The following is a 12694-nucleotide window of genomic DNA, read 5'->3' as shown; positions in this document are numbered from 1 at the left end:
CTATAAATCATCGCTTCCGAATAGATTTTTAACAATGTGATTATCCGGATTATATGGTAAAAACTCATATCCTAAGTCAGTATAATATTGAATAACTTTTGGTAAGACTTCAACTGTGACGTCTTTTTCATGGAATAAAACAACGGTTTGTCTTGGATAATTCCATAAATTCATACAATATTCAATATTTTTCATAATACTATCGACTGAAGCTCCTGATTCCCAATCTAATGAATCAACATCCCAGTCCCAGCATTTAACCCCAATTTTATTTAACTCTTCAACGTGAGCATCTGTAAAAGTTCCTCCACCTGTCCCATAAGGGGCACGACATAATTCACTCTCAAATCCACCTGTAATTTCTTTAAGGAGTGCCTGTTCTTCTAACATCTCACCGGCAAAGTTTTGAGCCGCATTCTCGTCACCATATAAGGTTGAATAATCATGCGTCATCGAGTGCATCCCAATGTAGTGACCGGTATCTGCCATACGCTTTAAGATATCTTTTGAACCACTATATCTATCAATTGATGATCCTAGAACAAAAAATGTTCCTTTAATATCATAACTATCTAAAATGTCTAAGATTTTCTCTGCATTTTGAGATGGCCCATCATCAAATGTTAAATAAACAAATTTAGCCTCTTTGTTATGCCAACTATTAACCGTCGTAATCGGTTCAAAATTTAAAGAACTTGGCTCAACAGTCGCCACACTTAAGCTATTTACTTGTTGAAAAATATTAAATACGAAACTTCCAACAACAAGTAAGAAAGCCACTAATGTAAAAATAATGTAAGCCTGTGGTTTTACACGATTGCGGCGACCATAACTACCATAATTTGAATAATACTGTTGTCTTGCCACTACTTTTCCCTCCATCTGTTGTATTTGTTTTAATTATACAATACCCATTGTGAAAATGCATTCTAAATTCCAACAATATTCTACAAAAACAGAAGGTAATTTATGGTTTATATTATTTCTTTTTGGCTCATAATAAATTTGACTATTTTTTCATACAATCAAATTCTTCCCCCTCATAATAAGGCATAAAAACATATCCTTGATTACGATAATATTCAATCACTCGTGGTAACACTTCTAAGGTTAATTTTTTCTCATGAAATAATAAGACAACCTCATTTGGATAATTACTGTGTTTTAAATCTGCGACGACTTGATTAAAGATTGCATCAGCACTTGATTTCGACCAATCTAATGAATCCACATTCCAATCCACACACTCAAGTCCTGCTTCCTCTAATGCTTTATAATGCCCTGCTTTAAAATGAGTCTTTCCACCATAAGGAGGTCGACATAGATTACTTTCAAAACCTGTTAACTCTTTGATTTTAGCCTTAACTTCTAGCATTTCATTCACGAAGTTTTGTGGGGCTCCTGGAACATTGTATAACTTATCCATATTATGTGTCATACTATGCAGTCCAATATAGTGCCCTCTTTTTAAGACTTCATTAAGAACTTCATCTGCATTTGATAAAAGATCAATATTTTCACCAATAACAAAAAAAATAGCAGGAACATCTTCCTCCTCTAATAAGTTTAATAAATCTAATGTATATTTAGATGGCCCATCATCAAACGTTAAATAAACAACTTTTTCTGGCTTTGGATCTTGATAAATAAAATGATCAATTCGATCATCAACGGTTGCTGCCCTTGGTGTTATCGTATTCATACAACATAAAGCCATTAATATAACTCCAAATATTAAAAATAAAAATGACTTTAAAGTTGTATTTAATTTCTCATTAAATAATGAATTTCTCATTTTTTTCAACTCTTTTCATATAAACTTCCTTCATATTATGCGACATTTTCTCTTAAATTATTGCATTTCTTGCAAGAATAAAAAAAGTGTGAAGAAAATTCTTCACACTTAAAATTCATTATTTTTGAATGCTTTCTACTAATTCGATAACTTCTTCAACTGTTGATTTGTTTAATGCTTCAGCAGCTAAGTCAGCCATCTCAGCTTTTGATAATTTACTGATTAATGAACGAGCAGGTAAGATTGAAGTTGCTGACATTGAGAATTCATCTAATCCTAATCCTAATAATAATGGGATAGCTGTTTGATCTCCAGCCATTTCTCCACACATTCCAGTCCATTTACCTTCTTTGTGTGCTGCATCAATAACCATTTTTACTAAACGTAAAATACTTGGGTTATATGGTTGATATAAATATGAAACTTTCTCATTCATACGGTCTGCAGCCATTGTGTATTGGATTAAGTCATTTGTTCCGATCGAGAAGAAGTCTACTTCTTTGGCGAATTGATCAGCTAATACTGCTGCTGACGGAATTTCAACCATCATACCAACTTCGATTTCTTCAGAAACTGTTACACCTTCTGCAACTAATTTAGCTTTTTCTTCTAATAATAATGCTTTTGCAGAACGGAATTCATTTAATGTTGCAATCATTGGGAACATGATACGTAATTTTCCGTAAGCACTCGCACGTAATAAAGCACGTAATTGAGTACGGAATAAATCTGTATCATCTAAGCATAAACGGATCGCACGGTATCCTAAGAATGGGTTCATTTCTTTTGGTAAGTGTAAGTATGGTAACTCTTTATCCCCACCAATGTCTAATGTACGAACAACAACTGGTTTATCTCCCATTGCTTCTAATACTGCTTTGTATGCTTCGAATTGCTCTTCTTCAGTTGGGAAGTTGTCACGTCCCATGTATAAGAACTCAGTACGGTATAATCCTACTGCTTCTCCACCGTTAGCTAAAACACCTTCAACATCTTTTGGAGTTCCGATGTTAGCAGCTAACTCAACGTGTTGTCCATCTTTAGAAACCGTTTTTTCATTTTTTAATTTAGCCCATTCAGCTTTTTGAGCTTCGTATTGTTTAGCTACTTCTTCATAGTGAGCTACTTGCTCAGCTGTTGGATTAACGATTACATTTCCTTCTAATCCGTCTAAGATGATCATATCTCCATCTTTAACATCTTCTAAGATTGTTTTTGTACCAACTACTGCTGGGATTTCTAAAGAACGTGCCATGATTGCAGAGTGAGATGTACGTCCCCCAATGTTTGTAGCAAATCCTTTAACGAAGTTACGATCTAATTGAGCTGTATCAGATGGTGTTAAGTCTTCAGCGATGATAACAACTTGCTCATCGATTGTACTTGGATCATTTACTTTAACTCCTAATAAATGAGCTAAAATACGTTTTTTAATATCTTTAATATCTGCTGCACGCTCACGGAAGTATTCGTTATCCATGCTTTCGAACATCATGATGAACATATTTGAAACTTCATCAAATGCATAAGCAGCATTAACGCTTTCAGATTTGATTTTATCTGTTGTTTGGCTTAATAACTCAGGGTCATTTGCCATATTGATGTGAGCATCAAATACTGCTGCTTCTTCTTCACTTAAGTTTTGTGCAGCTTTAACTTTAATTTTTTGTAACTCTTCAGTTGTTTTAACTAAAGCCTCTTTATATAAGTTGATTTCTGCCTCAACATCCGAAATTGTAGCTTTCACTACAGTTAATTCTGGTTCAATTAATTTAAATGCTTTTGCAATTGCAATACCATTTGACGCTGCGATACCTTTAATATTCACAATGCTACCCCTTTCATTTTCACTGGATATATACTTAATTATTATAACATATGTAACAGGTTACACAATAAACTTTTATATGTAACAGGTTACATGTGTTGTTTTGTCACATAATTATCCAAAAATAAGCAAATAAAAAGTACTGGTTTCCCAGTACTATTGTATCTAAATTAGATAAGTATTATTCACCTAATCCTTGAGTTGTGATAGTTTCTGTTAAAGCTGTGATTGCTGCTTCAGCATCATCACCTTCAGCAGAGATTGTAATCTCAGCACCTTGTTGGATTCCTAAAGACATAACACCCATGATTGATTTTAAGTTAACTTTTTTGTCACGGTATGTTAATGAGATTTCTGCATTGAATTTGCTAGCTGTATTTACTAATACTGTAGCAGGGCGAGCATGTAATCCAGTTTCATCTGTAATTTTGAAGATTTTTTCCATCAATAATCGCTCCTCTTTCCATAAGTGATTTCTACGTTTATTGTAACGTGTCAATCTCTAAAAATCAAGTTATATACTTCACAAATTTATTTAATTTCTAAAATGCTAGCTTCACCGTGTGTTACTGATCCTGTTTTCTTTAACTCGATTGCTTTATCACCTAAGTTAGTGAAAACAACTGGTGTCACTAATGATGGTACTTTTGGACGTACAGCATCTAAATCAACTGATAATAACAATGTATCAGGTGTTACTGTATCTCCCTCTCCAACATGAGCAGTGAATCCTTCACCTTTTAATGTAACAGTATCCATACCGAAGTGAATTAAGATTTCATGCCCTTCGTTAGATTCTAATGCTACAGCGTGTTTTGTTGGGAAAACATTTAATACTTTACCTGTAACTGGAGAATATACTTTTCCTTCAGTTGGCTCGATAGCAAATCCGTCTCCCATCATTTTTTGACTGAATACTGGATCTGGAACTTCGCTAATCGGTAATAATGTACCAGAAATTGGAGCAAAGATTCCTTTTTTTGGTTCTTCAGTCTTTTTGCTGAATAAGTTTTTGAATGTGTCAAAAATTCCCATGGTGCACCTCCTAATATCTTTCATATCTATTATAGTGTTTTTTTTCAACAAATATAGATGTATTTTACTTTTTTTTAAAATAAAAGCGCTTTCTACGGTCAACTATTATTCTTTTCAACTATTTTTTACTTATTTTTTTCTGATTCGCGAATAATTTCTTCAATTTGGGATTTTAGCTGATCTGATGTTGTTCCAAAGATTGCTTGTAAATTATTACCTGAAACAAAAATCCCTGAAGCTCCCAATTCTTTAATTTTTAATTGATCAACTTCGTCAATATCATGCACTGAAACACGTAAACGTGACATACATGCATCTAAGGTGTCAATATTTCCTGAGCCACCTAAAGCAGATAAAATTGCAGCAGCTTTTTCATCACGAGATACTGATTTAGATGCTTGATAATCAGCTTTAGATACTAACTTATCTTCCGATTCACCGCGTCCTGGTGTCGGCAAATTAAAACGTCGAATCGCAAATCGGAAAATAAAGTAGTACAGTGGTGCGTAGAAAATTCCCACTAAAAGAATACGAATCCAACTAGTAAACTCATTTCCTGGTAAAATTCCATAAACCGCTAAATCAATTAATCCTCCAGAGAATGTCATTCCAACATGAACATTAAATAAATACATTAACATAAATGATAATCCAGCTAACACAGCATGAATTGCAAATAACACGGGAGCAACAAATAAGAATGTAAATTCAATAGGTTCACTAATTCCCGTTAAGGCGACTGTTAATCCGGCTGATAAAAGTAAACCACTTACGGCTTTTCGACGTTCAGGGGTTGCTTCTTGATACATGGCATAGGCAGCAGCTGGAAGTCCAAAAATCATAAATGGATATTTTCCTGTCATGAAGCGTCCAGCTAATGTCGCTCCTTGAGCTTGGACATTTTCAAGCATCGCTTGGTAACCGTAGTTTGAAAAATCAGATAATTGTTGGAACCAAATTCTTTGATCCCCCATTGCAACAACACCATCTATTGATGTATAAATTCCTCCTGCTTCTGTATACCAAAGAGGGAAATAGAAAACATGATGTAAGCCAAATGGAATTAAAGCACGCTCTGCTGTTCCATATAGCCAAATATAAAGTGGATTTGTTCCCTCAGATGCAACAATATTACCGAAGCTTGCAATTAAATTACCAATTGGTGGCCAAATGAAGGCTAAAACAATTCCGACTAAAATAGATGATAATGCTGTAATAATTGGAACAAAACGTGCTCCGGCAAAGAAAGATAAAATATCTGGGAACTTAACATTATAAAACTTATTATATAAATAAGCCGTTAATAACCCAATGATAACCCCACCAAAAACAGAAGTTTGTAAAGTCTCAATTCCTAAGATATTTGCATATAACTTTTCAGGCAACGTATCAGGCATAAAAATTCCTGTTACAACATTCATAATTAAAAAACCAACTGTTGCAGCCAGTGCAGCGACTCCTTTATCTCCAGTTAATCCTGAAGCAACTCCGATTGCAAACAACAAAGGTAAATTATCAAATACAATTTGACCCGATTGATTCATAACGGCTGCAACTGTTTGCCAGAACTCATTATCTAAAAATGGAAGATAATTTAAAAGTGATTGTTGCATTGATGCCCCAATTCCTAATAACAATCCGGCAATTGGTAATAAGGCGACTGGCACCATAAATGCCTTACCAATTCGTTGTAAAGTTTTCATTTTTAAATCTCCTTTCAAAAATAAACTATAAGTAGTACGGGGATTCACTCTCTCTTTGTTATTAAAAAATTAAACAAGTACCACTTTCTATATTTTAACCTATATACCCTATATTATGTAGATAACAAATCCATATTTTTGTCACTTTTTCACGGTTTTGGTTACGATAACAATATAACCTTATAACGTTAAGATAAAAAAAGAACATTAGAATAACTCTAATGCTCTCTTACTAATAGTCGCTTTGTAATCCATTCTAAATCATCTCGTGATTGACACGTTGGAAGAGATGAGATTTCTTTTAAAGATTTAATGGTGTATTTCTCAGCAAGTAATTGTGCTTGACGTACACCACCTAACTCATTCACACGAACAATAATACGTTTGATTGTTTCATCATCATAAACATCAGCTGCTAATAACCTATTTAGAACTGAATCATTTTTTCTTAAAGCATAAATTAATGGTAATGTGTAGTACCCCTGTTTTAAGTCATTTCCTAATGTCTTACCAACTCGAGCCTCATCCCCCGTATAATCTAAAATATCATCGATAATTTGAAAAGCATTCCCAACATGCAGTCCAATCTTACCAAGCTTTTTGCAGAATCGTTCATCACACCCCGCTTCATAAGCACCAACTGCTAAGCTAGTTGCTAAAAGTGCAGATGTTTTAGCGCCCACAATTTTTAAATATTTCTTAACAGAAGTATGCGATTTAAAACGACCATCAAATTGTTCAATTTCACCAACACAGACACGAGAAACCGCCTTTGATAATTCCTTCATATGATGAAGTTCATAATTTTCTGCTAAGATTTCAAAGCATTTGGTAAAGATGTAATCACCAGTATAAACAGCATAATCTTTTCCATATTTTTGTTGCGTTGTTAATGCTCCACGACGATGTGTTGCATCATCAATAATATCATCATGAACAAGAGTGGCTAAATGTAACATTTCAAGAACGGCAGCTAGTGGATAAATGGATTCAATTGGTTTAGATCCGAATCCAGCGCCAATAATACATAATCCAGGTCGAATTCGCTTTCCACCTGATGATGCTAGATCTTGTAATATTTCATTCATCTTTCGTTGCTTAACTGTTAATTGTTTCCCAATAACTTGATCAACCTCATTAAGGTGAGCAATCATCGCGGTTTTTTCTTGCCAAAATGAATTCATACGTTATCACCTACATCATTGGAATACTACCTTATATATCAACCCGTTGAAAATACCGGCTATCAGAAGAAAAACATAGCCAATACGCTATCGTATTAACTATGTTTCCCCAATTGTTATATTATAAATTAATCAACGTATAGATACCATTTTCTTAATAATGGAATACGTTTCATCATCTCGCGTAACCAAGGCCAAACATAATAATCTAAACCTAATACCATTCCAGAGTTTCCAATTAAAGCGAATCCTCCAACTAAGTACCATAACATTTCAGTTGGCGCCATACCCGAAGCCCAAATCATACATCCCATTGCAATTGTTGCAATCGCTGCGACTGGAGTGAATAAACCGATAATTAACATACCACCGAAGATGATTTCTCCGAAGATCATTCCACCTTGAACTAAGCTTGCTAATTGGGTAAATTGTGTTCCATCTGGAGTATAGAAGAAGGCATCCATTGACCATCCTACCATATTTTCAACAAATCCTGGAACAGGTAAGACTGCAATCCAATTCATAAAATCATGAATTAAATCAGCTAACATTGTAAAGATATCTCCACCATTTGAAGCCACCTGATTTGCCACTTCATTAACTGCACCTGACGCTGCTGTTACAGCTTCAGTTACCGCTCCTGACGCCGCTGTTACAGCTTCAGCTACCGCTCCTGACGCTGCTGTTACAGCTTCAGTTACTGCTCCTGATGCTGCACCTAATGCGTCCGCTTTTGGAGGTTGTGGTAATAAGAATACATTATTGAAATCATGAATAATTTTAGGTAATTTTGATAAACCTTGTTGTAACCACATAAATCCGACAAATACACGTAATGGGAACTTCCAGAATACTGGAGCTGAATTAGATAATAATCCACCTACCATTGAACGGTTATTTTTTGTATGGAAGAACTCATGCATTAAATATGACCAAATTTTATTGAATCCTAAAACTTGAACAAAGTATACTAAGTTAATTAAATGCTTTGATGCCATTGCGAAGAATCCTGATAAATTGAACCACATCCCCGGCATTCCAACTTGAGCTACTCCATAACGAGATCCAATACATACCATTGAACCGTGGAATGTTGGTTTATAAGTTTTATATTCTCCACCTTTAATATCTACGGCAATATTATGCGCAACAACTGGTGCTGAATGCTCTGCATTTTCAACCATCTGAGGAACTGGACGTTCTTCTCCTTCAGGAATATAGAAAATATTATCTCCAACGACATAAACATCTTGATAATCTTTTGCTTGTAAGTGACCATTTGTCACAATACGTCCACGACCAGCTTTTTCAACTTGAGCTTGATCAACAATATCTGAACCTTCAATACCTGCTGCCCAAATAACAGTACGTGTATTGATGACTTTTTCACCTTTATTTAAAACTACTTTATCCTCATGAATTTCGCTTACCGCAGAATTCATCACTAATTCATTTCCTAATTTAATTAAACGACGCTCTGCTTTGCGAACTAATTTATCTGGATACATTGGTAACACTTTTGGTGCAAAATCAACCACGTATAAAGTCACTTCATCTTTATCAATATGGAATGAACGACATAATTCATCTTTCCATTCTCCTAATTCACCAGCCATCTCAACTCCAGTGAATCCAGCCCCAACTGTTACGAATGTTAATAACTCACGACGCTTCTCTTTATCTGCTGTTAAAGCAGCTTGACGGAACATATTTAAAATGTGTTCACGTAAGTTAACTGCATCAGTATAAGACCATAATTGATGTGCATTTTCAGATCCTGGAATACCAAAGAATGTTGGTTTACATCCAGTTCCCATCACTAAATAATCATACTCATACGTTGCATCGTTAGATGTTAAAACCTTTTGTTCAAAATCAATATTCTTAATTTCATCTAACACAACATTGACATTACGTCCTGCAAAGATACTCTTTAAATCCATACGAATTGATTCTTCGTTAACACGTCCTGCAGCTACCTCATGTAACTCCGTCAACATTGTATGATACGATTGCTTATCAATTAATGTAATTTGAACATCTTTGTTCTTCTTGAATTTTTTGGCTAATTTCTTAGCTGTAAGGACACCTGCATATCCTCCACCAAGTACTACTACTTTCTTCATGAAACTCCTCCTCAAATAACCACGCTTTCTTTATAACCTCTCACCGTCATAAAAAAAGTAACTTCCCCTAATACCATATTCAGTGTCAGCCCTTTATTTCGACACAATACTTTATTAAATAGGAAAGTTAATCTCTCAAACTAGAAATCCATTTAGTTCACTAATATTTTATCACATTTTTTCACAAATACAATCTTTTTGTTAGCCTGCTTATTTTCCCTATTAATATTTATCTATGACTAAACATCATTACCTCTGAATTAAATTTCACTTTTTGAAACTGATCTAGTTTTTCTTCGACAATAAAAGTAACATTTGCCCATATCAACTTTGCTCGAGCTATGTTAAAATAACAAAAAGGACTTTAACTTGAAATAATAGGAGGACAGTTTATGAAATATAAAACCATATCACTGACCATCATTTCAATGATTAGCCTACTAGGCGCTTGCGATGCAAATGATACTCATACTGAGGTACTCTTGCAATCAGATAATGTTAAATTATTAACGATTGAATCTAACGACTTGAGTACTCCAATTCAGACACTAAATGATGGTCATTATTTCGCTGAAGCGGATACTTATTCTACTAATGGATGGAAAAATATCGTTAACTTTGAAGTCGTTAATGGACAAATTGAAAGTATAACATTTGATGCGGTCAATGAACAAGCAACAACCTATAAACGAACTCTATCGATTAATGGAGAATATATATCGGACACTATTGATTCATCAGATCTCAAATGGCATGAACAACTACAATTAATAGAGTCCTATCTTATAAACGATCAAGATTATCATGAATTATTGACAGCGGACACCATTCCTACTATTGAAGGTATTACAATTGACCTCTCTCCGTTTATTGAATTATTCAATACTGCGATGACAGAAGGACCAATTGAAATAGGTCCTTATCAAAATGGACAATACTTTGCCGAAACAGAAGATAGTAATAATGGAATGAAACACACGATTAATATGCTAATTGAAAACGGATATATTATTGCTGCTCATTGGGATACCGTTCCTACTAACAATCTAAAAGCAGCTAATCAGGTATTAGATGAAGAAGCGTACTCAAAGCACTGGAATCAGCAAGCCAACCTCTTAGAACAGCATTTAATTGAAATTCAAGATCCCATGCAAATGACATTCAATGAACAAAATAAAACAACTGATGTCAATGGAGTAACAATTGAAGTCCATCAATTTATCGAACTAGCTATAAAAGCACTGGCTAGTGGTCCATTATTAGACTAAATTGAAAAGATAAGATTTTCACAAGTTGAAAATCTTATCTTTTTTTTATAGTCTAGAATATGATATCCTATTAAAGAGAAAAAAATGGAGGAGACAACTATGAAACATATGAAGCCCTTTTTGTTTGTCTTCCTACTTCTATTAGTAGGTTGTCAAACAAAAGAAGAAACACCAGTTGAGCCTGTATCACAAAATAAATTTTTACTTGGTACAATTGTCAATATTACGTTGTACGATAATCCTAAACAAGAGATTTTTGATGAAATTTTCAATGCGATTGAAGAAATTGAAACAATGATGACAATTAATAATGCAACAACCAGTGAAATTATTGAAATTAATCGTCAAGCAGGGTTAGAAGCAGTTAAGGTTTCTCAAAACACATTTGATGTCATTAAAGCAGGTTTAACATATTCGGAACTGGCAAAAGGTAAGTTTGATATTACCGTTGGACCATTAGTTAAACTATGGGAAATTGGATTTGATGATGCCCATGTTCCAGAGGCTTCAGAAATCGAAAACAGTTTAACTTTAATCAACTATAAAAACGTGGAGTTAAATGAAAAAGATCTTACAATAAAACTAACTCAGCCCCATATGATGATTGATTTAGGGGGAATTGCTAAAGGATACGCAGCAGACGTTACCGCCTCTATCTTAAAACAACATGGAAATAAGCATGCCATCATCAACCTAGGTGGAAATGTTTATGCATATGGTGAGAAACCCAACCAAGCAGCTTGGAAAATTGGAGTCCAAAATCCCTTTTCAACACGTGGTGAGTATCTTGGAATTGCCAGTGTCAAAGATAAAACAGTTGTAACATCTGGAACTTATGAACGTTATTTTGAGCAAGATGGAGTTATTTATCATCACATTTTAGATCCGCAAACAGGATATCCTGTTCAAAATAATGTCATGTCAGTCACCATTATTGCTGATAGTTCAATGACTGCCGATGCCTTATCTACAACAGCTTTTGCTCTTGGGATTGAACAAGGATTAAATTTAATTGAGTCAATTTCTGGGGTTGAAGCACTATATGTTACGGATGAAAAGCAACTCTATGCAACATCAGGATTTCTAGATTACTTTCAATTAACTGACGATACATTTACCCTTGTACAATAAAACAAAAAAGACCAATACTTTTGGTCTTTTTTTATAGTTAAATTGTATAGAAAAATAATTAATTTGGGCTTCCGCCAAACCCACTTCAACCTCCTGTAATATACTATATTGTAATTGAATTACTGAGGAAAGGATGTTATGAGTTATGAATGGATATAATAGATGTGGAGGATATAAAGCTCCAATGATGTATGCAATGCCTACTATGCAACAACCAATGCCAGTAAAAACAGAGATGGTCAACGTACCTGAAGCATGTGAAACAAAAGTTATGGCTCCTCAAGTTGCACCAATGCAACCTGCCTATCCAATGCCAGCACCAGTTTGTGGACCTATGCAATTTGAAAGTTGCTGCCAAGTCGTTGAGCCTACTGTATGTTGTATGCCAGAAGTACACCATCATCATCGAGTAGAACATATCGTACCAGTTGTTGTACGCAATGTTCACCATCATCATAATCATCATGATTATGTAATCTGTAAACAAGAAGGAATGGAAACTCACCAATATGACCATGGACTCCGTAACGAAGACTGGTGCGCATTAGCCATGCAACAAAACTCATGCGGACCAAGAACACCAATGTGCTAATATAATAACACCTTAATCGAGTAGGAGATAAT

At 34.6% G+C, this 12694-nt stretch carries 11 protein-coding genes; 3 read left to right on the top strand and 8 right to left on the bottom strand.

The window, feature by feature from the left end; all coding sequences use genetic code 11:
* From NEH74_RS09930 to NEH74_RS09895, 8 genes are all read right to left on the bottom strand, one after another.
* The gene (locus NEH74_RS09930) at positions 1-867 is read right to left on the bottom strand and encodes a polysaccharide deacetylase family protein (RefSeq protein ID WP_055305734.1); all 867 of its coding nucleotides are present in this window, start codon (positions 865-867) and stop codon (positions 1-3) included.
* 142 nt (positions 868-1009) lie between these two features.
* The gene (locus NEH74_RS09925) at positions 1010-1795 is read right to left on the bottom strand and encodes a polysaccharide deacetylase family protein (protein WP_238581302.1); all 786 of its coding nucleotides are present in this window, start codon (positions 1793-1795) and stop codon (positions 1010-1012) included.
* 118 nt (positions 1796-1913) lie between these two features.
* Entirely contained in the window at positions 1914-3623 is a 1710-nt protein-coding gene (gene ptsP, locus NEH74_RS09920) for a phosphoenolpyruvate--protein phosphotransferase (RefSeq protein WP_055276445.1), read from the bottom strand.
* 181 nt (positions 3624-3804) lie between these two features.
* Positions 3805-4071 carry a phosphocarrier protein HPr gene (locus NEH74_RS09915; protein WP_262941337.1) on the bottom strand — a complete coding sequence of 89 codons (267 nt, stop codon included), beginning with the start codon at positions 4069-4071 and terminating at the stop codon, positions 3805-3807.
* Positions 4072-4154: 83 nt separating this feature from the next.
* Positions 4155-4658 (bottom strand): PTS glucose transporter subunit IIA, encoded by a 504-nt coding sequence (locus NEH74_RS09910; protein WP_055243840.1) that lies wholly within the window; start codon positions 4656-4658, stop codon positions 4155-4157.
* A gap of 125 nt (positions 4659-4783) precedes the next feature.
* Positions 4784-6361: a glucose-specific PTS transporter subunit IIBC gene (ptsG, locus tag NEH74_RS09905; RefSeq protein WP_055305736.1), complete on the bottom strand. Its 1578-nt coding sequence runs from the start codon at positions 6359-6361 to the stop codon at positions 4784-4786.
* A 218-nt stretch (positions 6362-6579) separates the two neighbouring features.
* Positions 6580-7545 carry a polyprenyl synthetase family protein gene (locus tag NEH74_RS09900; protein ID WP_055305737.1) on the bottom strand — a complete coding sequence of 322 codons (966 nt, stop codon included), beginning with the start codon at positions 7543-7545 and terminating at the stop codon, positions 6580-6582.
* Positions 7546-7673: 128 nt separating this feature from the next.
* Positions 7674-9671, bottom strand: a complete 1998-nt coding sequence (locus NEH74_RS09895) for an NAD(P)/FAD-dependent oxidoreductase (RefSeq protein ID WP_055243846.1) — start codon at positions 9669-9671, stop codon at positions 7674-7676.
* Between the two features lie 392 nt (positions 9672-10063).
* Between NEH74_RS09895 and NEH74_RS09890 the strand changes: the two genes are divergently transcribed.
* From NEH74_RS09890 to NEH74_RS09880, 3 genes are all read left to right on the top strand, one after another.
* On the top strand, positions 10064-10939 hold the full coding sequence (locus NEH74_RS09890) for a hypothetical protein (protein ID WP_055305738.1): 876 nt from the start codon (positions 10064-10066) through the stop codon (positions 10937-10939).
* Positions 10940-11038: 99 nt separating this feature from the next.
* Positions 11039-12070, top strand: a complete 1032-nt coding sequence (locus NEH74_RS09885) for an FAD:protein FMN transferase (protein ID WP_055305739.1) — start codon at positions 11039-11041, stop codon at positions 12068-12070.
* Positions 12071-12215: 145 nt separating this feature from the next.
* Positions 12216-12662, top strand: coding sequence for a hypothetical protein (locus NEH74_RS09880; RefSeq protein ID WP_055243853.1), 447 nt, complete (start codon positions 12216-12218; stop codon positions 12660-12662).
* Positions 12663-12694: the final 32 nt, after the last annotated feature.

Origin of the sequence: Turicibacter sp. GALT-G1 (genome assembly GCF_025594995.1) — a bacterium.
GTDB lineage: Bacteria > Bacillota_I > Bacilli_A > MOL361 > Turicibacteraceae > Turicibacter > Turicibacter bilis.
This window is presented reverse-complemented; position numbering and strand designations above follow the sequence as displayed.